Source organism: Streptomyces sp. 8K308 (assembly GCF_004348315.1).
Lineage (GTDB): Bacteria > Actinomycetota > Actinomycetes > Streptomycetales > Streptomycetaceae > Streptomyces.
Map to the genome: position 1 here is coordinate 1 of NZ_SMKC01000091.1, position 21,346 is coordinate 21,346.

Sequence of the window (21,346 nt, forward strand, 5' to 3'; positions counted from 1 at the left end):
GTCCCACAGGGCCGGTCCGCGGCGGCTATGCCGCCCGCCGGCGGCCCTGCCGCGCAAGCCCACCCACCGAGGGGCGGTGGGTGGGCGCGGCGCAGCCCATGCCAAGCGCAGAGTGAAAACTCACAGCGCCGAGAGGAACGCGGCGGCCAGCGGGCCCGCGTCGCGGCCGCCCGAGCCGCCGTCCTCGAGCACCACGGCGAACGCCAGGTCGCCCTCGCCCAGGAAGCCGATCATCCACGCGTTGGTCGACAACTCGCCGTCCTCGGTCCGGTACTCGGCGGTGCCGGTCTTGCCGTGCGGCTCCCCCGGCACGCCGTCGAGCGCCGACGCGCTGCCCTCCGTCACGGTGGCCCGCATCATCGTCCGGAGCGCCGCCACGGTGGACTCGGCCAGCTCGGCGTCCGCCTGGTACGGCTCCTCAACGGCCGCCGGCACCAGGAGCGGCTGGCGGAACGTTCCGTCCGCCACGGTCGCCGCCACCGAGGCCATCACGAGCGGGCTGGCCTGCACCTGGCCCTGCCCGATCAGCGACGCGGCCAGCGCGTTCTCGTCCTCGGCGACCGGCACGCTGCCGTCAAAGGTGACGGCGCCCACGGTCCACTCCTCGCCTATGCCGAAGGCCCGCGCCGTCTGGTTGAGGGTGTCGTTCTCGAAGCGGTCCCGGTTGCCGATGAACGCCGTGTTGCAGGACTCGGTGAACGCCTCGCGCAGCGTCGTCTCCGGCCCCAGCTCGAACTCGTTCTGGTTTTCGAAGGGTTGGCCGTTCACCATGACCTCGCGCGGGCAGCCAAGACGGTCGTCGGGCGTCACCCCGGACTCGAGCAGCGCGGCGGCCGTCACCACCTTGAAGGTGGAGCCGGGCGCCAACTGCCCCTGGAGGGACCGGTTGAACCCGTCGAGCGGCCAGTCGGCGGCCGCCAACACCTCGCCCGTCGACGGCCGTATCGCGACGATCGAACCGGCCCGCCCGAGGTCGTCGAGCGCCTCCTCGGCCGCCCCCTGCACCTCGGGGTCGATCGTGGTCTCGACCGGGCTGCCGGCCTCGCCGCCCTCCTGTTCGTAGAGGGTGTCGACGGCCTCGCCCGAATCGCGATCCGCGATCACCACGGCGGAGGCGGGGGTGCCGGCCAACTGCTCGTCGTAGCGCTGCTGCAGGCCCGAGGCGCCGGCGCCCGACTCGAGGTCGAGGCCGCCGACCAGCGACCTGGCCGCGTGCGCCAGCGGCCTGGAGTCCTCCTGGAACTGGATGCCGGCCACGGCCCCCAACTCCCCCGAGTGCTCCTGGAAGTCGGCGTCCCGCAGGCTCACCACCGGCACCGCCTGGTCCGGTTCGGCCTCGGCCACCCGGTCCGCGAGCGCCTCGGTGTCGACCCCGACGTCCAGCGCCTCGATCGCCTCGTAGGCCGCCGTGGGATCGCTGAGCATCGCCGGCCAGATGCTGATGTCCCACACGGTCGCCGGCCCGGCCAACTGGCTGCCGTCGGCCGCCAGTATGGGGGCCCGCTCGGGCTCATCCGTGGTGAGGACCAGCGTCTGCCCGTCCCCCAACCGCGGGTGGACGACGGCCGGTTCCCAGCGCACCAGCCACCGGTCCTCCTCGGCGGGCACCATCAGCGCGGCCGAGTCGTAGGACCACTCGCCGAGGCCCTCCAGGGTGAACGTCGCGGTGAACGGCACCCGCATCACGTCGTCCTCGACCGCCTCGGCCTCGCCCGCGACCTCGAGCACGGTCTCCTCGGGGCTCATGTTCTCCGCCACCGAGTCGAGCAACGAACGCGCGCCCGACGGGTCGTCGGTGAGCGACGCGGCCTGCGCGAGGTCACCCTCCGCCCAGGCGCGCAGGAAGGCGTCCGCACCGTCCCGCGCGCGGTCGGAGCGGCCGTCGCCGTCGACGCCGCGGAGCACGAGCACCGCCACCACCGCCAACACCGTGACCAGCACGGCGCCACCTATCACCACGCTTCGATGAGACCGCCAACTCGCCGGCTTCCGCTGCGGGTCCCACCCCGGTGCACTGTTCCCCATGGCGCGCACCCTACCGCCGCCACCCGGGCCAAGCCGAGCAGAAACGACAAAGACGACGCGGCCACGCACAGAGCGCCACCGCCTCCGGGGGTGCGGGTGGCGAAGCCCCCGCCACGCGAGGCAAAGCCGAGCAGAAAACGACGAAGGCGACGTGGCCACGCGCAGAGCGCGGGCACACGTCGCCTGTCGACGAAGTGGAGATGGCGGGAATCGAACCCGCGTCCAACGAAGCAGAAGGAGGGCTTCTCCGAGCGCAGTCCGCTCTGATTTTCTCAGCCCCGGAGATCACGCGGACAAGTCTCCGACGGGCTCAGTCGCTGTGTGGTGTCCCCTTAGCTCCCGCGACCGGAGCTAACAGGTGAGTTCCCTAGCTGATGCCAGACACCGGGACGGGAACAGGCCCGGGCTGACACTCCGCGAGTCGCTGCTCAGGCAGCGAGGGCGAAGGAATCGCGCTTGTTATTGGCGATTATTTTTTCACGGCACATGGTTAACGAGATCATTGCCGCGCTTCCTCGGCTCGCTTCCCCTACTTCGACATCCGCTGTCGAAACCGATCATCCCCATGTTCAGTTAACAAGCACCGCACAGTTAACAAGCACCCCGCCGAGATCATTCCCGGCCGCGCACCTGCCATGATACGTCACGCGCGCTGCCTGCGGCGAGCCGCCGAGACGGCGCGCTCCGCCTCCCTGCGGTCCTGCTTCTCGCGCAGCGTCTGCCGCTTGTCGTAGTCCCGCTTGCCCCGGGCCAGGGCGAGCTCGACCTTGGCACGCCCGTTCAGGAAGTAGAGGGAGAGCGGCACCAGCGTCAGGCCCGCCTCCTGGATCCGACCGACGAGCTTGTCGATCTCCGCGCGGTGCATCAGCAGCTTCCGCTTCCGGCGGGCGCTGTGGTTGGTCCAGGTGCCCTGCGCGTACTCGGGGATGTGCACGTTGTGCAGCCACGCCTCCCCGCCGTCGATCTGACCGAAGCCGTCGACGAGGGACGCGCGGCCCTGGCGCAGCGACTTCACCTCGGTGCCGGTCAGTACCAGACCGCATTCGTACGTGTCCAGAACGTGATAGTCGTGCCGCGCCTTCTTGTTCTGCGCGATCAGCTTGCGCCCCGTTTCCTTAGCCATGACCCACCGAGTCTACCGGCCGGCCGCCAGACCGCCGAGCACGTTTCCCGCCCGCTCCTCGGCGTCCTCGCCGGGGCCGACGAGCAGGTCGGGCACGATGCCCTCGGCGTCGACGGTGCGGCCGGACGGGGCGGCGTAGCGGCCCACGGTCAGCTCGGCGACCGAGCCGTCCGGCTGCACGTCCGGCAGCTGCACGGTGCCCTTGCCGAAGGTCGGGGAGCCGACGATCACCGCCCGGTTGCGGTCCTGGAGGGCGCCGGTCAGCATCTCGGCCGAGCTCATCGTGCCGCCGTCCACCAGCACCACGAGGGGCGTCTCCGTGTCCCCGCCAGGCTCGGCGTGCAGCGCGTTCTGCTCGCCGCGCACGTCGTAGGTGGCGACCAGGCCGCCGTCGAGGAAGACGGCGGCCGCGTCGGCCGCCTCGGTGAGCAGGCCGCCCGTGTTGCCGCGCAGGTCGAGCACGATGCCGTCGTCCGGCGGCGCGCTGCGCGCCGCGGCCCTGACCAACTCGGCCGAGCCCTCGACGAAGGAGCTCACGTGGATCCTGGTGACGCCCGGCTCGTCGCGGGTGACGGTGACGGTGCGGGCGGTCAGCCGGGCGCGCTCCACCTCGACCGAGCGGACCCGCTGATCCCGTTCGACACCGAGCAGCACCGTGCTGCCGGCGGGCGCCGGCTCGGAGCCCGCGCTGCCGCGCAGCCGGCTCACGGCATCGGTGACCGGGCGGCCGGTGACCGGGACGCCGTCGATGGTGACCAGTTCGTCGCCCGGCAGGACGCCGGCACGCTCGGCCGGGCTGCCCGCGTGCACCTCGCTGACCACGATCCGGCCCTCGGCGGCGCTGATCACCGCTATCCCGGTGCCGACGTACTCGCCGGCCAGGGTCAGCTCCACCGACTGGTACTCCTCGGCCGAGTAGGCGGCCGCCCACCGGTCGCCGCTACGGCTCACCAACTCCCGGGCGTCGTCGACCGCCTCGGCACGCTCCGGGAGCGGCCCGGCGGCCGGCACCGGCTCGCCGGAACCCGCCGCCTCCGGCCAGGAGCCGGTGGCGGCACCCGTCACCAGCACCCCGGCGAAGACACACGCCAGGGCGGCACCCCGCCGCGCGGTGGCACCCACACGCCGAGACCCAAACGAAACTCCGTGACACGGTCGTGACATGGTGCGGAGTGTAGGTCACACCCAGGGGGCGCACGGGAGTTTCACCCGGTACGTCCAGGTGCACGGCGCGGTGATAAATCACACGCGCCCTACACGCGCAGGTACTTGCGGAGCGCGAAGAAAGCCGCCAGGGACGGCATCAGCGCGCCCACCACCAGCACCAGGGGCAGCACCGAGAGCACCGCGTCCCAACCGATGAAGTTGATCAACGGGATCTGCTCGGCCAGGAAGTTGTTGATCGCGAAGTACTTCACGCCCACGATCAGCACACAGGCGAACACCCCGCCGAGCAGGCCGGCGATCGCCGCCTCCAGGATGAACGGCAACTGGATGTAGAGGCTGGAGGCACCGACGAGGCGCATGATCCCGGTCTCCCGACGGCGACTGAAGGCGGAAACGCGCACCGTGTTGACGATCAACAGCAGCGCGACCACCAGCATCAGCGCCATCAGCCCGAGCGCGGCGTAGTTGACGCCGTTGAGCAGGTCGAACAGGTTCTCAAGCGTCGACCGCTGGTCCTGCACCGACTGCACGCCCTCCCGGCCCGCGAACGCCGAGGACACGACGTCGTACTGGGTCGGGTCGGTCAGCTTGACGCGGTACGACTCCTGCATCTGGTCCGGGGTGACCACGGCGGCGATCGGCGAGTCGGCCTGCTGCTCCTGGTAGTGCGCGTACGCCTCCTCGGCCGACTCGTAGAAGACGTCCTCGACGAGCTCCAGCTCCTCGAGCTCCGCCAGCAGCTGCTCCTTCTGGTCCTCGGTCACCGCGCCGCGCGAGCAGGCGGGGTCGGTCTGGGCGTCGTTCTCGTTGCAGAGGAATATCGACACCTCGACCCGGTCGTACCAGAAGTCCTTCATGCTGTTGACCTGCTGGTTGGTCAGCAGCGAGCCGCCGAGCAGGGACAGCGAGAGGGCGACCGACACGATCACCGCGAAGGTCATCGTCAGATTGCGGCGGAGACCGACGCCGATCTCCGACAGGACGAAGTGGGCGCGCATGGCGTCCTTTCAGTCGGGGCTCAGGCCGGGGTCAGTGCTGGTAGCCGTAGACGCCGCGGGTCTGGTCGCGGACGAGGCGGCCCTTCTCAAGCTCGATGACGCGCTTGCGCATCTGGTCCACGATCTGCGCGTCGTGGGTGGCCATGACGACGGTCGTGCCCGTGCGGTTGATGCGGTCGAGGAGCTTCATGATGCCGACCGAGGTCTGCGGGTCGAGGTTGCCGGTCGGCTCGTCCGCGATCAGCAGCATCGGCCGGTTGACGAACGCCCGCGCGATGGCGACACGTTGCTGCTCACCGCCGGAGAGCTCGCCCGGCATCCGGTCCTCCTTGCCGCCGAGGCCGACGAGTTCGAGGACCTCGGGCACGGTCTTGCGGATCTGCCCGCGGGGCTTGCCGATGACCTCGAGCGCGAAGGCCACGTTCTCGCCCACGGTCTTGTTCGGCAGCAGCCGGAAGTCCTGGAAGACGGTGCCGAGTTGGCGGCGCATCTGGGGGATCTTCCAGTTGGAGAGCCGGCCGAGGTCCTTGCCGAGCACGTGCACCGAGCCGTGGGTGGCGCGCTCCTCGCGCAGCAGCAGCCGCAGGAAGGTGGACTTGCCGGAGCCTGAGGAGCCCACCAGGAAGACGAACTCGCCGCGTTCGACCTCGAGGGACACGTTGTTGAGGGCCGGCGCGTTCTGCTTCGGGTACGTCTTGGAGACGTTGTCGAATCGGATCACGGTTACACCATGTCGGGATGGGGTACATGCGGGGGGCTCCCCGTCGCTGGGGCAGACCATACGCGAAGCGGCGCGTGGTCCGCAGGCGGCGCCCCAGGCCATCCGCTTTTGCCGGGTTTCGCGCTGGTTGGGCGGATCACGACCGTGTTCCGCACCCGGTTCTCGCCGGGTTCCGGCCCGGATCTGGCCGGGCTTCTGCGATTCCGGGCGGACCCTGGCACAGTAGAGAGCAGGGGGAGATGAGAGGAGACGATCGCATGACCGCCGACTGGCTGGTGTGCGCGAACTGCGCTGGGCGGGTCAGCGAGGGCCGGTGCGCCGTCTGCCGGGCCGAGCTCGCGCGGCTGCGCGAGGAGCGCGGCCCGTGGGGCGCGCTCGGCAGCCCCGCCGGTCTCGTCGCCCTGTTGCTGGCGCTGGTGGCCGTGCTGCTGCTGGTCGCCAGGCCCGCCTGAGCGGGCCGGAGACCCGGGCTCGAACGAGCGGGCCCGGGGCGGCTGCGCCGCCCCGGGCCCGTTCCGTTGTGCGTGGTGCTGTGCGGTGCGCCCGCCCTGACCTGGCTGGTCAGGCGGCGGCCGCGCCGCCCTTGTTGATCAGCCGCGGCAGGTAGCGGAAGGCCACGCCGCCCGCGATCATGGTCGCGGCGCCGACGATCAGCAGCGTCTCGTTCATGGAGGCGCCGGTCTCGGCCAGCTCGCCGTTGCCGCTGGTCGCGGCCTCGGCCTCCTCCTCGGTCAGCTGCTCGGTCGGGTCGTTCTGCTCGATCGGGCTGGAGGCACCCTCGGAGTCGGGCTGCGGACCGGTGGAGCCCTCGGCGACGCCCTCGGGGCTGCCGCCGTCGGCGCCGTTGTCGTCACCGCCGGGACCCTCAGCCTCGCCGCCCGGACCCTCGACGTCACCGCCGGGACCCTCAGCCTCGCCACCGGGACCCTCGACGTCACCGCCGGGACCCTCAGCCTCGCCGCCCGGACCCTCGACGTCACCGCCGGGACCCTCAGCCTCGCCGCCCGGACCCTCGACGTCACCGCCGGGACCCTCAGCCTCGCCGCCCGGACCCTCGACGTCACCGCCAGGACCCTCGTCCTCGCCGCCGGCGCCTTCGTCCTCGCCGCCGGCACCCTCGTCCTCGCCACCCTCGGTGACGCCCTCGGTCAGGCCGAGGACCAGGCCGTCGGCGCCCTCGGCGACGCCGAGGACCGAGGCGTCCTGGGCGGTCGGGGCGGAGCTCTTGTTGTCGCTCGAGCCGCTCGCGGAAGCCGTGCCGACGACGGCGAGCGAGGCGCCCGCGGCGAAGACGGCGGCCGCTGCGACGCGTGCCATGTTGGCGCGTGTCTTGGGACTGGCCATAGATCCACTACCCCCTGTAGCTGTTCGGTACAGACTATGTCCCGTTTGTCATGGGCAGCCTGCGCAAGGGCGGCGCCCGACACGGAGGGCTGGGAACCCCTCACGCGCACCTTGCGCAACACACACCCCTGGACATAGGCATGCCAGGCGAACAGCTTTCCCGCTGAAACGACCCCCGTCAAGCGGGATGTCCGGTAAATACCGAGCGGGCCATGAAAGTTGCGTGAAGGTTACTTCTCCTGCTGTTTCCGCCAGCGGATTCCCGCCTCCAGGAAGTCGTCGATATCCCCGTCCAAAACACCCTGAGGGTTTCCGACTTCGTGTTCGGTACGAAGATCCTTGACCATCTGGTACGGCTGGAGGACGTAGCTCCGCATCTGGTTGCCCCAGGAGTTGCCGCCGTCACCCTTGAGCGCGTCCATCTTGGCCTGCTCCTGCGCTCGTTGGTGGGCGAGCAGTCGGGCCTGCAGCACGCGCATCGCGGCGGCGCGGTTCTGGATCTGGGACTTCTCGTTCTGGCAGGAGACGACGATGCCGGTGGGCAGGTGGGTGATCCGGACCGCCGAGTCCGTGGTGTTGACGGACTGTCCGCCGGGACCCGAGGAGCGGAAGACGTCCACCCGGATCTCGTTCTCCGGGACCTCGATGTGGTCGGTCTGCTCCACCACGGGCAGCACCTCGACGCCGGCGAACGACGTCTGGCGGCGGCCCTGGTTGTCGAACGGGGAGATGCGCACCATGCGGTGGGTGCCCTGCTCGACCGAGAGGGTGCCGTAGGCGTAGGGGGCCTTGACGGTGAAGGTGGTCGACTTGATGCCGGCCTCCTCCGCGTAGGAGGTGTCGAGCACCTCGGTCGGGTAGCCCTTGCGCTCGGCCCAGCGCAGGTACATCCGCTGCAGCTGCTCCGCGAAGTCCGCCGCGTCCACGCCGCCGGCCTCGGCCCTGATGTTGACCATGGCCTCGCGCTGGTCGTACTCGCCGGAGAGCAGCGTGCGGACCTCGAGCTCGTCCACCGCCTTCTGGACGGCCGCCAGCTCGGCCTCGGCCTCCTTGCGGGCGTCCGCGTCGGACTCGGCCTCGGCGAGCTCGAAGAGCACCTCGAGGTCGTCGATGCGGCCGTGCAGCTCCTCGGTCTTGCGCACCTGGGCCTGGAGCAGGGAGAGCTTGCTGGTGACCTGCTGGGCCCGCTCCGGGTCGTCCCAGAGGGTGGGGGCGGCCGCCTGCTCCTCAAGCGAGGCGACCTCGGCCCGCAGGCTGCCCAGGTCAAGGACGGCCTCGATCGACTCCATCGTGGAGGCGAGAGACTTCAGAGCTTCGGAAACATCGACAACTGCCACACGTCCAGCGTAACGGCTGGGCGGGGCCCCTGGGCGGGGCGCCCTCGACCGCGAGAACACCGACCGGACGGAACGCCTCCGACCAGCGGCCAGGCCGCCAGCCGGGCAAGCGGACGCCACGGGCCGGGGCGCGAACGCCGCAGGCCGGCACGCGGAGGCCACCGGCCGAGGCAAGGACGCCGCAGGCCGGGGCCGCGGACGCCGCGGGGCGCCGGGGCGTGGCCCGGTCCGTCGCGCGGAGGCCCGGGCGGCCCGGCGAAGATCGGCCCCTGGCCCGTCCGGGCCTCCGGCCGCGCGGCGGCCGTTCGTCGCGGGCTACCGCCAGGGGGTGGAGCGCTCGACGCCCGGGCTCGACGGGCCGCCGGCCGGCTCGCCGAGGCCGCCGTCGCTGCTGTCGCCGCTGGAGAGCAGCAGCCAGCCGCCGAGGGCGGCCGCGCAGACGAGGCCGGCGGCGGTCACGGCCAGCCGCCGGCGACGACGGGCGGCCGCGGTGTGCTTGGCCGAACCGGCCCGGCGCTCACCGGCCGCCCGGATGGTGCGCGCGGTGCCGTGCGCGCCCCCCGCCAGCTCCTCGGCGTCCGGTACCCGCATCCGGGTGTGGGTCTCGCGCTCCGAGTCGGGCGGGGTGCCACGGACCAGCGGCACGGCCACCCGCCCTGCGCCGCCACCACCGCCGGTGGCGGCCAGGGCCGCGACCGGCTCCTCCACCTCGGCGGGCTCGGGCGCCGCGTCCTCCTCGGGGTCGCCGATGTCCAGCGGTGGAAGGCCCTCCAAGGAGGGCAGCAACTCACGCAGTCGCGAGGCCAGTTCGGCGGCACGCAGCCGGGAGGCCGGGGCCTTGGCGAGGCACTGCTGGATCAGCTCCCACAGCTCGCGCGGGATGCCGGGCAGCTCGTCGGCCTTCTCGGTGACCTGCCGGCGCAGCACGGCGCCCGGGTGGCCGCCGCCGAACGGCGTGAAGCCGGCCAGCAGCTCGTAGAGGACGGTGATCAGCGCGTAGATGTCGACGGCCGCGCGGGGCGGCAGGCCCTCCACGATCTCGGGGGCCAGGTAGTCGGGGGTGCCGACGACGCCGCCCTTGCCGCCGTGTCGCGGCTCGTCGATCAGCTTGGCGACGCCGAAGTCGGTGAGCAGCGCGACGCGGCCACCCTCGGGGGTGTCGAGCAGGATGTTCTCCGGCTTGACGTCGCGGTGCACGATGCCGGCGGCGTGCGCGACGGCCAGGCCGTTGGCGACGGCCGCGACGATCGCCACGGCCTCGCGGGGCGCGAGGCGGCGCTCGCGCTCCAGGTGGCGCCGCAGGTCGGGGCCGCGCACCAGGTCCATGACCAGGGCGACCTCCTGGCCGTCGGGGCCGTCGCCCGGCTCCGCGATGATCAGGTCGCGGACGCCGACGATGTTGGGGTGCTCGAGTCCGAGCAGGGCGTGCCGCTCGTGGGCGAAGCGCTCGGCCAGGTCGCGGTCCGCGGCGAGGTCCTCACGCAGGAGCTTGATCGCCACGGGGCCGTCGGGCCCGTCCCCGAGCCACACCGTTCCGGCACTGCCGCGGCCGAGCACACGGTGGACGGTGTAGTGGCTGCCGATGTTCCGTGCCATGGCGTGAGGCTACGACGCGCCATCAGGTGACGGGACTACCGGCTGTCCGGCTTGCCCGGGTTTATTGGCATGCCCGGGCGAAATTCCACCCTCAGAAGTCGATAAATCCCCGAGGTCACCGATTATTCGGGGACGCTGTTCTGGATGTCCTCGACTTGCTGATTGGCCTCCTCGATCAGACCCAGCCATTCCCGAACATCGTCGAACCATCCGGTGACGGTGTCCCAGAAACTCCGGCCGTCCGCAATCCACTCCTGAAGCGGCGTGAAGTTCCAGACGAGAAAGCAGATCACGACGAGGATCAGCACCATGAACAGGCACCCCTTGAGGCAGCCGAGGCCCGGGATGCGCATGGGGTTCGCGCTGCGTGACCGGCCGCGGGGCTCGTCGTTCCGGCGGGGGGCCGGCTCCTGGTAGCGGGGCGGCACCGGCGGCTGGTAGCGCTGCGGCGGGGCCTGGTACTGCTGGGGCTGGGGCTGGTACTGCTGCTGTTGGTACTGCGGTGGCGGCGCCGCCGGGTAGCCGTAGGCCCCGCCCTGCTGCTGCGGCGGGGGCGCGACGCGCTGCGGGCGGCGCTGGGGGCGCCGCTGCGGGGCGCGCTGCAGGGGATCGTGCGCCGGCTCGGCGGGCTGGACCCTGGTCGGCTCGTTGCGGTCGCGGGCGGCCCGCAGCTGGTCGCCCCAGGCCGTCGGGAGCTGCGGCTCGGGGGCGCCCTGCGCCGGCATGGCGCGGGTGGCTGTCAGGTCGTCGCCCCCACCGCCGCCGTGGCCCTGGTCGGGCCCGGCGCCGTGCTGCGGGAGCAGGCTGGTGGCGGCGAACGGGTCGGAGCCGCCGGAGGCCGAGCCGCCGGGCAGCACCTGGGTGGGCTCGGCTGAGCCCGGCGGGCTGATTCCGGTGCCCGGCACCTGGACCGGGGCGGCGTCCGGCGCGAGCAGCGCGGCGACGCCGAGCGCCGCCGTGCGCTGCTCGGGGGTGGCGCCCTCCGCGATACCGGCGGCGACGGTGCGCAGCGCGCGGGCCAGCGAGGCGGCGCTCGGCCGCTCGTCGGCGCTCTTGCGCAGGCAGCAGTCGATCACGGTCCACAGCGGGTCGGGGAGCCCGGCGGGCCTGCGGGGCTCGTCGCTCAGGTGCCGGCGCAGGATCTCCAGGGTGCTCGCGCCGCCGAACGGCGGCTGTCCGGTGACCAGTTCGTAGAGCACGATGCCGGCCGCGTAGACGTCGACGGCCGAGGTCTGCGGGCGCCCCTCGGCGGACTCGGGGGCGACGTAGGACGGGGTCCCGACGAACTCGCTGGCGCGGGTCACGCCGGGCGAGTCGGCCAGCCTGGCGATGCCGAAGTCGGTGAGCATCGGCCGCAGCGCGGCGCTCTCGTCGTTGGCGCCGGCGAGCAGCACGTTGGCCGGCTTGAGGTCGCGGTGCACGATGCCGCGGGCGTGCGCGGCGGCCAGCGCGTCGGCGATCTGGGCGGTGAGCAGCGCCGCGGCCACCGGCGTGAACCTGCGGTTCTCGTAGAGGTAGCGGTGCAGGTCCGGGCCGTCGATCAGGTCCATGACCAGCGCTATCATCTCGCCCTCGACCACCAGGTCGCGGGTGCGGACGATGTTCTGGTGGTTGTCCCCGCTGAGGCGCAGCAGCACCGCGCGCTCGCGCAGGAAGCGCATCACGACGTCGGGGTCGGAGGCGAGCTCCTCCTTGAGGATCTTGATGGCGACCAGTTCGCCTGGCTGTCCGGCCACGGCCGCCTCGTCCCCCGCGGCTTCGCGCTGGCGGCCCCGGTAGACGGTGCCGGTGGCGCCGCGCCCCAGGGGCTCCTCGAGCAGGTATTTGCTGCCGACCGGCCGCACGTGAGCTCCCTGGTGCATCGCTGGTGGTGACGGGTTCGAGGTCCCTACTGTAGTGCGACCGCCCCCGGAGGGGCGGCGCCGCCCGCACGGCCTGGTCAGGGCCAGGGCCGCGGGCCGGTTCACGTGGTGGGACGCCACCCCGTGGTGCTTGGTTGCGTCGCACGGTCCGGCGGGCCTTACGATCACCTGCGCCGCCGCGAGGAGCCGCGGCGGGTGCCACCGATCAGTTTTGGTCAGAAGTCTTGGTCGGAATCTGGTCAGAAGCAGCCAATCAAGATCACTAACTGTCAGGGGCGCGGCGCGGCGTCAGTGGCGGGTGCGAGGATGCTTTCAGCATCAGCATCCGATGCGACGACTGGTGCGAGCGGGCGCGTGACAGCCGGGGCTGGCGAGGTGACCGGGAGGGCCGATGCCGATTCAGATCAGGTTGACCGTTCTCGGACACGGAGACGCGGCCTCCGGCGTCGACGTGCAGGTCGCCGCCCCCGCCGACACCCCGCTCGCCGCCGTGCTCGGCTCGCTGGCCGCCACCATCGCGCCCGGCTCCGCGACCCCGGGCGCCGTCTTCTGTGAGGACCACAGGCTCGACCCGAGGCGCGCCGTGCTCGGCCAACCGCCCCTGGTGGACGGCGCGGTGCTCGCCTTCCACAAGCCGGTCGAGGGCGCCGGCCACGAGGCCGTGCCCGGCAGGCTCCTGGTCGTCGCGGGTCCCGACGCGGGCGGCGTCCACCTGCTGCGGGGCGGCGTCGCCCGGATCGGCCGCTCGGCCGAGGCCGACATCCCGCTCGACGACCCGGACGTCTCGCGCGTCCACTGCGCCGTGGCGCTCGACCCCGGCGGCCGGGTGACGGTCACCGACCTCGGCTCGCGCAACGGCACGCTGCTCGACGGCCGGCAGGTCACCGGCGGCCCGGTGCCGATGCCGCCTGGCGCCCTGCTGCGGCTCGGCGAGTCGCTGATAAAGGTCGAGGTCGAGGGCGCCGTGCCGCCACCGCCGGCCGCGCCGCCCGGCGTGCCCCAGGCCCGCAGACGCGGCCTGACGGCACTCGCCGGGCGGCGGCAGGCCCAGGCGCCGGCCGAGCCGGGTCCCGCGGGCGCCGTCGAGCCGGCGGACGCGGCGGAGGCGGCGCGCTGGCCCGACCTCGCGGCGCTGCTGCTGACGGCCCTGGGCTCGCCCCGCGTGCCCGCGGCCGGCCCCCGACTGTGGGAGCGCGGCCCTACTCACCCGGACGCGTTCGGCGTCCGCCTCGGCACCGCGCAGCGCGCCGCCTCAGCTCCCAGGCCCGTCACCGTGGCCCTGCCGGAGGCCGGCTCGCTCGGCCTCGCGGGCCCGCGGGCGCGGCTGGCGGGGGTCGCCAGGGCGGCCCTGGCCCAGCTGGCCGCGCTGCACCCACCGAGCGCGCTCGAGCTGGTCGTGCTCGCCCCCGGCAGGACGAGCGAGTGGTCCTGGCTCGGCTGGCTCCCGCACACCCGCCCCGCCCGCGGGCAGGACTGCCGGCTGCTGCTGGCCTTCGAGCCCGCGCAGGCGGCCGCCAGGATCCAGGAGCTGACCGAGCTCGCCGGCCGCCCGTTCGCCGGCCGCCGCACCGTGGTGCTGGTGGACGGCGACCCCGGCGGCCCCGAGGCCAGGGCGGCCCTCGCCCACCTGGCGATAACGGGGCCGGCGGCCGGCATCCACCTGATCGTGCTCGCCGAGGCGCCGCCGGCCACCCCGGCCTCGCCCACGGCGCGGACGCTGGCCGCCGCCCGGGCCGCGTCCCCGCTGTTCCGCGCCTGCGGCACGGTGGGCCTGCTCACCGGCGCGGTTGCCACCTCGCTGCGGCTCATCGGCGCCGACGGCGCGGAGAGCCCGGCCGCCGGGGCCGACGCCGTGTCGGCGGCCTGGGCCGAGCGGTTCGCCAGGGCACTGGCGCCCGTCACCGAGGAGACCGCCGGCCGGCCTGCCGGGGCCTCCCAGCAGGCCGCCGCGCCGCTGCCCGAGAGCTGTCGCCTGCTCGACGCGCTCGAGCTGTCCCGGGTCACCCCCGGCACGCTGCGGGAGCGCTGGCACCGGCACGCCGGCCTGCCGCTGGTGCTCGGCACGGGGGTCGAGGGCCCGGTCGCCGTCGAGCTGGCCGACCTGAGCGCCCCGCTCACCGTCGACGGCGGCCCCGAGTCCGGCCGCACCGAGCTGCTGAACGCGCTGGCCGCCTCGCTGGCCAGCGCGCTCGCCCCGCGCGACCTGTCCCTGCTGCTGGTCGAGGGCGCGGGCGACGGCCTGCGGCCGAGCGCCGAGCTGCCCCACGTCGCGTCCTACGTGGGGGCCACCGACCCCGTGCGGATACGAGCCTTCGCCCAGGCCCTGCGGGAGGAGCTCAAGCGGCGGGCCGCGCTGCTCGGCGAGGCCGACTTCGGCCGCGCCCCCACCAGAACCCGCCGCATCCACCCCCCACCTCGGCCCGCGGCGGAGGACGACCTGCCGCCGATGCTGGCGCGGGGCAGCGACCCCCTCCCCTGGCTGGTCGTCCTGGTCGACGACTTCGACGCCCTGCTGACCCCGCCGCTCGGCGCGCCCGGCCGGCAGGCCGCCGGCTCGGTGCTGCGGGTGCTCGACGCGGTGTCCGGCGAGGGCCGGCGCCTGGGCGTCCGGCTGATCGTGGCCGGCGGCCGGGTGGCGCCAGGCGCGCCGGCCTGGATCTCGCTGACCGGCCAGCCGCCCGGGCGGGGCGAGCTGTGGCGGTCCGGCGCGGCCACGCCCTTCCAGGCCGGCCGGATCACCGGCCGCATCCCCCGCACCGCGACGCTGCGGCCGACCGTCACCCGGCTCGACTGGGCGCGCGTCGGGGATCCGCCGACCACCCGCCCCGTCCGCGAGCTGGGCAACGGCCCGACGGACGTGGCGCTCCTCGCCAGCGCGGCCACCCGCGCCGCCGAGACGGACCACCCCACCGCGACGCTGGTCTGACCGGGCCCGGGTGCCGCGGCAGCGGGGTCTCGCCCCGCTTGCCGTCAGCTTGTGAATGAACACATGCGAACGCATCCCGACTTGTCTGGACCACAACTCGCGCATGGCAATAACATCCCGATCACAAAGGTGAGTTGGCCTCCTTCCTGGTCTTGCCCGGGCACCGCCCCGGGCGTAGGACATTCGCCACAGGACATGCGGTGTGGCAGGCCCTGCAGCCGGCTCGGCGCATTGCCGCACCTGAAGGGGTGAGGCGGACTTCATGTACGGTTCAAGCCGGATTACAGGCCGGAAATCCCGGCGAGGGGCCGGAGGAACCAGAGGATCCACTCGGGCCGTGGCCGTGGCCGTGGCGACGCTCTCGACGCTCGCGGCGCTCACCGCGTGCGGTGGCGACGAGGGCGAGGACCGGGGCAGCCGGGAGTCGACCATCGAGCTGCCGGACCTGAGCGGTGAGAGCCTGGAGGTCGCCGCCGTCTGGACGGGCGCCGAGCGCGACAACTTCCTTCGCGTGATGGACGAGTTCGAGCGGCTCACCGGGGCCTCGGTCAGCTTCGTGCCGAGCGGCGACAACGTCTCGCAGTTCGTCGGCTCCAAGATCGAGGGCGGCGCGCCGCCTGACATCGTGATGGTCCCGCAGCCAGGCGTGCTGCGGGAGTTCGCGGAGAACGGCTGGATAGCCCCGGTCGGCGACCTCGTCCAGGAGCAGTTGGACGCCAACTACACGCCGGGTTGGCAGGCCGTGGGCCAGCACGAGGGCGAGCAGTACGGCGTCTACGTCAAGGTGGCCAACAAGTCGCTGGTCTGGTACAGCTCGACGGCCTTCGACTACGCGGGCGTGTCGGCGCCCGCCACCTGGGACGAGTTCGTCGACACCGCCTGGACGGTCTGGGAGTCGGGCACCACGCCGGTCTCGGTGGCCGGCGGCGACGGCTGGACGCTGACCGACTGGTTCGAGAACATCTACCTCTCGCAGGCCGGGCCCCAGGCGTACGACGATCTGATCGCGCACGAGATCCCGTGGACCGACCAGACGGTCACCGACGCGCTGACCACGCTCGGCGAGCTGTTCGGCGCCCACCAGCTGCTGGCGGGCGGCAACGGCGGTTCGCTGCAGACGGACTTCCCGACCTCCGTCACCCAGACCTTCATCAACCTGGAGACGCCGGACGCGGCGATGGTCTTCGAGGCCGACTTCGTCGGAGCCGTGATCAGCGACTCCACGGACGCGGTGATCGGCGAGGACGCGCTGGTGTTCCCGTTCCCCGCGGTCGGCGATGGCGACCCGCCGGTGGTGAGCGCCGGCGACGCCGCGGTCGCGGTGGCGCCGGACGGCGAGGCGTCCGAGGCGCAGGAGGCGATGCTGGCCTTCCTGGCCTCCACCGACGCGGCCGCGATCTGGGCGGGGGGCGGCGGCATGGTCTCCCCCAACAGGTCACTCGACCTCGACGCCTACCCCAACGACGTGCAGCGCGGGATCGCCGACGCGCTGATCTCGGCGGGCGACGACTTCCGCTTCGACCTGTCCGACCAGACGCCGGCGGCCTTCGGCGGCACCACGGGGCAGGGCATGTGGCAGGGCCTGCAGAACTTCCTGCGGAACCCGGACGACATCGAGGGCGCCCAGCAGTACCTGGAGTCGCAGGCGGCGAGCGCGTATGGCGACTGAGCCCACGACGAAGACCGCGACCGCCTTCCACGACCGGCGGACGACCCCGCGACGGTTCAACGACGACTCTTCACGGACGGAGATCCCATGGCTTCCGGCAAGGCGGTGATCAGAGCCCGCCCGTGGGCGGTCGCCAGCTTCCTGCTGCCGGCACTGCTGCTGCTCGGCGCGCTGGTCCTCTACCCCATCGCGTACTCGATCTGGCGCAGCTTCTTCGACGCGTCGGGCGACGAGTTCGTCGGCTTCGACAACTTCGCGGAGGTCTTCTCCAACGACGCGACCAGGACGGCGCTGCGCAACAACCTGATCTGGATCATCCTGGCGCCCACGGTGGCCACCGCGCTCGGCCTGATCTTCGCGGTGCTGACCGAACGGATCCGCTGGGCCACCGCGTTCAAGCTGCTGGTGTTCATGCCGATGGCGGTGTCGATGCTGGCCTCCGGCATCATCTTCCGGCTGGTCTACGAGCAGAACCCGGATCGCGGCCTGGCCAACGCGGTGCTGACCACGGTCCACGACACCTTCGTGGGCTCCTCGTCCTGGCCGGACGCCGAGCCACGCCCCGGCGGGCCGCTCACCGCCCAGGAGGACGGCTCCTACCTGCTCGAGCAGCCCGTCGCGGCCGGCACCCCGGTGCTGCTGCCGCTGGTCGCGGTGCCGCAGCCGGAGTTGGCCGACGCCGAGCCGGCCGCCGCGGCGGCGAGCGACCCGGGGCAGGTCACCGGCACGGTGTGGATGGACTTCACCCGGGGCGGCGGCGGCACCCAGAACGCCATCGACGGCGAGGAGCTGGCGCTCGAGGGCATCACCGTCGAGGCGGTCAGGGACGGCGAGGTGGTGGCCGAGGCGGACACGGCGGCCGACGGCACCTTCGCGCTCCCGGCCGACGCGGCGGACGGTGCCCAACTGCGGCTGGCCGCCAGCAGCTTCACCGCGCCCTACAACGGCGCGAGCTGGCTCGGGCCCGACCTGATCACCCCGGCGATCATCGGCGCCTACGTGTGGATGTGGGCCGGCTTCGCGATGGTGCTGATCGCCGCCGGCCTGGCCAGCGTCCCCCGGGAGACGCTGGAGGCCGCGCGAGTCGACGGCGCCAACGAGTGGCAGGTGTTCCGCCGGGTCACCGTCCCGCTGCTTGCGCCGCTGCTGGCCGTGGTGCTGGTGACGCTGATGATCAACGTGCTGAAGATCTTCGATCTGGTCTACATCATCGCGCCGAGTTCGAGCCAGGCCGACGCCAACGTGCTGGCTCTCCAGCTCTACATCTCCGCCTTCGGCGCCGAACCCGACCAGGGGCTCGGCAGCGCGATCGCGGTGCTGTTGCTGCTGCTGGTGGTGCCGGTGATCATCTTCAACCTGAGAAGGCTGCGACGGGAGAACCAGCGGTGACCGCCACCACCTTGACCGCGCAAGCGCCGGAGCCGGCGAAGGACGCCGGCACGGCCGCCAACGCCGGCCCGCCGCCCCGCCCGCTCGGCTCGCGGCTGGCCTCGATCGCCGCGAGCGGCGCGGTGCGCGTCGTGCTCGTCGTGCTCGCGCTGATCTGGCTGCTGCCGACCGCCGGGCTGTTCGTCTCCTCCATCCGCGCGCCGCGTGACATCGCGTCGTCCGGCTGGTGGGAGGCGCTGACCGACCCGGGGCAGTGGACGTTCGAGAACTACGACGCGCTGCTCGCCAACGACACCTTCACCAGCTCGATCTGGACCACGATCGCGATCACCGTGCCCTCCACGCTGCTGGTGGTCGTGCTGGGCGCGGCGGCCGGTTACGCCTTCGCCTGCCTGGACTTCCCCGGCCGGGACTACCTGTTCCTGCTGGTGGTGGCGCTGCTCGTGGTGCCGGTGCAGGTGGCGCTGCTGCCGGTGGCGCGGCTGTTCAACACGCTGGGGATCTTCGAGACGACGCTGGGCGTGGTGATCTTCCACTCCGCGTTCGGCCTGCCGTTCGCGATCTTCCTGCTCCGCAACTTCTTCGCGGACATCCCGCGCGAGCTGCTCGAGGCGGCGCGTCTCGACGGCGCGGGCGAGCTACGGCTCTTCACCCGGGTCGTGCTGCCGCTCGGCGGGCCGGCGATCGCCGCGCTGGCCATCTTCCAGTTCATGTGGGTGTGGAACGACATGCTGGTGGCGCTGATCTTCGCGGACGCGGGGTCGCCGCCGATGACGGTGGCGCTCCAGCAGGAGATGCGGCAGTTCGGCAGCAACTTCGACGTGCTGGCGCCGGGCGCGTTCCTCACGATGCTGATCCCGCTGGCGATCTTCTTCGCCTTCCAGCGGCAGTTCGTGGCCGGCGTGATGTCGGGCGCCGTGAAGTAGCGCAGCGCCCCGCCGCCTCCTCGTGGCCGCCGGTCCGCGTCCAGCGGGCCGGCGGCTACGCCGTTCGGTGGGATCGCGGGCGCGACACCTCGGACCATCCCCGGGATGACGGTACGGAAGAGAGATTGTCAGATCGTCCGGACAATCCCCTCCCTGGATGTGGTGCCGTGCCTCGCTTCAGCATCATCGTGCCTGCCTTCCGAGTCCAGGCTCACCTGTCGGCCTGCCTGACGTCCGTGCTCTCCCAGGACTTCCGGGACGTCGAGCTGATCGTGGTCGACGACGCCTCGCCCGACGGCTGCGGCGAGATCGCCGCCGAAGCCGCGGCCGCCGACCCCCGCGTCACCGTGATCACCCTCGACCGGAACGTGGGTCCCGGGCCGGCACGCAACGCCGGCATCGACCGCGCCGCCGGCGACTACCTGCTGTTCCTCGACGGCGACGACGTCCTCACCCCGGGCTCGCTCGCCGCCGTCGACGCCAGGCTCACCGCCACCGGCGACCCCGAGTTGCTGGTCTTCGGCCACGCCCGCCTCGCCTGGCACGGCCGGGTCACCCCGGGCGACCCGCCCGGCACGCTGACCGCCCGCCCGACCGAGGCCATCGCCCTCGCCGGTCGGCCGGAACTGCTCAGGACGGAGCCCATCTGCTGGGCCCGCGCCTACCGCCGCGACCTCGTCACCCGGCTCGGCCTGCGCTTCCCCGCCGGCCACTACCAGGACGTGCCCTTCGCCTACCCGGCGCTGGCCGGTGCCGGCTCCATCGCCGTCCTCGACCGGGTCTGCCTGCACCACAGGGAGCGCCGGCACGGCGGCCGGGCGAGCACCGCCGGCAGCGGGCACCTGGACGTGCTGCGCCAGTACGAGCTGGCCTTCGCGCTGCTGCCCACCGACCGCTGGCGGGCCCCGCTCTACCGCCGGATGGTGACGCACCTGACCGCCGTCCACCGCGGTACCGCGCTGCCGGCCGCCGACCGGGCCGCCTTCCTGCGCGCCTGCCGGGAGCTGTGCGCCAGGCACCGGGTGGCCGCCGGAGCCACCGCCATCGGCGGCCGGCGCGGCGCCGGCCTCCCGCTGCCCCGGCTCCGCGCCCGGCGGGCGTACCGGCTGCTCGCCGCCGCCCGGCGTCTGGCGCGCCGGAGCCGCGCCGTGCTCGGCGCGCTGGGCGCCCGCGTGCGCACCGTCGTCGCTCGCGCACGCGCCATCGCGCTCCGAGCGCACTACCTCGTCCAGCTGCGCCGTCCCCTCGACCCGCAACTCGCCGTCTTCACCACCCACGACGGGCGCTACGCCTGCCACCCCGCCGCTCTCGAGGCCAAGCTGCGGGAGCTGGGCCCCGGCATCCGCACCGCCTGGGCGGCCGGGCCCGAACACCCGCTGCCCAACGGCGTCCAGCGGCTCGTGCCCGGCACCGCCGGCTACTGGACGGCGCTGGCCCGCGCCCGCTACCTGGTCTCCAACGCCGAGTTCCCCGCCGCGCTCGCCGACCGGCGGGGCCAGCTGCGGCTCCAGACCCACCGGGGCACCCCGCTCGCGCCCCAGGGCCTCGACGTCGCCGACCGCGAACTCGGCCCGCTGCTACGCCAGATCGACCGCTGGGACCACTGCCTGTCGGCCAACCGGCACTCCACCCTCGCCTGGCAGACCGCCTTCCCGGCCGGCTACACCGTCCTCGAGTACGGCTCGCCGCGCGCCGACCTCTTCCACACCGCGTGCGCCGAGGAGGTCGGGCACCTCCGCGAGCGGCTCGGCGTGCCCGAGGGCGCGCGTGCCGTGCTGTACGCCCCCGCGCCCCGGAGCTATTCGCACCAGCCGCTCGACACCCTGGAGCTGGCCCGCGAACTCGGCCCCGGCTTCGCCGTGTTGAGCGCCGACGAGCACCCCGACGTGCCGCTGGAACGGCTCTGCCTGGCCGCCGACGCGCTGATCACCGACTACGCCCCCGTGCTCTTCGACTACGCCGGCCTCGACCGGCCGATCGTCGTCCACATCCCCGACTGGGAGGCGTACCGCGCCGTCCACGGCACCTACCTCGACCTGCCAGCCGTCGCCCCGGGACCCGTCACCCGCACCCTCCCCGAGCTCGCCACCACCCTGCTCCGCCCGTGGCTGTGGACGCACCCGCGCTCGGCCGCGCTGCGCGCCGAGTTCCGCCGCCGGTTCTGCCCCTACGACGACGGTTTCGCCGCGGAACGCGTGGTGCGCGCCTTCTTCCTGGACGGGCGCTGGGTGCCGCCCGTGGTCCCCGACGAGTGCCGCCACCC

Annotated in this window: 15 protein-coding genes and 1 other RNA gene; 6 read left to right on the forward strand and 10 right to left on the reverse strand. The window is 73.1% G+C overall.

What is annotated here, in order from left to right:
• Positions 1–120 precede the first annotated feature (120 nt).
• From E1265_RS15515 to ftsE, 6 genes are all read right to left on the reverse strand, one after another.
• Positions 121–1,959 carry a penicillin-binding transpeptidase domain-containing protein gene (locus E1265_RS15515; protein WP_243740814.1) on the reverse strand — a complete coding sequence of 613 codons (1,839 nt, stop codon included), beginning with the start codon at positions 1,957–1,959 and terminating at the stop codon, positions 121–123.
• 258 nt (positions 1,960–2,217) lie between these two features.
• Positions 2,218–2,590, reverse strand: a transfer-messenger RNA (tmRNA) gene (ssrA, locus tag E1265_RS15520).
• A gap of 78 nt (positions 2,591–2,668) precedes the next feature.
• Entirely contained in the window at positions 2,669–3,148 is a 480-nt protein-coding gene (smpB, locus tag E1265_RS15525) for an SsrA-binding protein SmpB (protein WP_132930892.1), read from the reverse strand.
• Between the two features lie 12 nt (positions 3,149–3,160).
• The gene (locus E1265_RS15530) at positions 3,161–4,270 is read right to left on the reverse strand and encodes a S41 family peptidase (RefSeq protein WP_243740815.1); all 1,110 of its coding nucleotides are present in this window, start codon (positions 4,268–4,270) and stop codon (positions 3,161–3,163) included.
• Between the two features lie 131 nt (positions 4,271–4,401).
• A complete protein-coding gene (gene ftsX / locus E1265_RS15535; protein WP_132930894.1) occupies positions 4,402–5,313 on the reverse strand; it encodes a permease-like cell division protein FtsX in 912 nt (303 codons plus the stop codon).
• 31 nt (positions 5,314–5,344) lie between these two features.
• The gene (gene ftsE, locus E1265_RS15540) at positions 5,345–6,034 is read right to left on the reverse strand and encodes a cell division ATP-binding protein FtsE (protein WP_132930895.1); all 690 of its coding nucleotides are present in this window, start codon (positions 6,032–6,034) and stop codon (positions 5,345–5,347) included.
• Positions 6,035–6,291: 257 nt separating this feature from the next.
• Between ftsE and E1265_RS15545 the strand changes: the two genes are divergently transcribed.
• A complete protein-coding gene (locus E1265_RS15545; RefSeq protein ID WP_132930896.1) occupies positions 6,292–6,486 on the forward strand; it encodes a hypothetical protein in 195 nt (64 codons plus the stop codon).
• A gap of 109 nt (positions 6,487–6,595) precedes the next feature.
• Here the strand turns inward: E1265_RS15545 and E1265_RS40315 are convergent, their stop codons facing one another.
• From E1265_RS40315 to E1265_RS15565, 4 genes are all read right to left on the reverse strand, one after another.
• On the reverse strand, positions 6,596–7,351 hold the full coding sequence (locus E1265_RS40315; protein ID WP_279571432.1) for a collagen-like protein: 756 nt from the start codon (positions 7,349–7,351) through the stop codon (positions 6,596–6,598).
• 257 nt (positions 7,352–7,608) lie between these two features.
• Positions 7,609–8,715, reverse strand: coding sequence for a peptide chain release factor 2 (prfB, locus tag E1265_RS15555; protein ID WP_132930897.1), 1,107 nt, complete (start codon positions 8,713–8,715; stop codon positions 7,609–7,611).
• Positions 8,716–9,030: 315 nt separating this feature from the next.
• Positions 9,031–10,311 carry a serine/threonine-protein kinase gene (locus tag E1265_RS15560; protein WP_132930898.1) on the reverse strand — a complete coding sequence of 427 codons (1,281 nt, stop codon included), beginning with the start codon at positions 10,309–10,311 and terminating at the stop codon, positions 9,031–9,033.
• A 122-nt stretch (positions 10,312–10,433) separates the two neighbouring features.
• A complete protein-coding gene (locus tag E1265_RS15565; protein WP_132930899.1) occupies positions 10,434–12,155 on the reverse strand; it encodes a serine/threonine-protein kinase in 1,722 nt (573 codons plus the stop codon).
• 415 nt (positions 12,156–12,570) lie between these two features.
• Here E1265_RS15565 and E1265_RS15570 point away from each other — a divergent pair, with 415 nt between their 5' ends.
• The 5 genes from E1265_RS15570 to E1265_RS15590 form a co-directional block, all read left to right on the forward strand.
• The gene (locus E1265_RS15570; RefSeq protein ID WP_207931085.1) at positions 12,571–15,099 is read left to right on the forward strand and encodes an FHA domain-containing protein; all 2,529 of its coding nucleotides are present in this window, start codon (positions 12,571–12,573) and stop codon (positions 15,097–15,099) included.
• 343 nt (positions 15,100–15,442) lie between these two features.
• Positions 15,443–16,768, forward strand: coding sequence for an ABC transporter substrate-binding protein (locus tag E1265_RS15575; protein ID WP_243740817.1), 1,326 nt, complete (start codon positions 15,443–15,445; stop codon positions 16,766–16,768).
• 87 nt (positions 16,769–16,855) lie between these two features.
• Positions 16,856–18,157, forward strand: coding sequence for a sugar ABC transporter permease (locus tag E1265_RS15580; RefSeq protein ID WP_132930902.1), 1,302 nt, complete (start codon positions 16,856–16,858; stop codon positions 18,155–18,157).
• A gap of 95 nt (positions 18,158–18,252) precedes the next feature.
• On the forward strand, positions 18,253–19,083 hold the full coding sequence (locus E1265_RS15585; RefSeq protein ID WP_243740818.1) for a carbohydrate ABC transporter permease: 831 nt from the start codon (positions 18,253–18,255) through the stop codon (positions 19,081–19,083).
• A gap of 188 nt (positions 19,084–19,271) precedes the next feature.
• On the forward strand, positions 19,272–21,346 hold a 2,075-nt coding region (locus tag E1265_RS15590), incomplete at its 3' end, for a CDP-glycerol glycerophosphotransferase family protein (protein ID WP_243740816.1).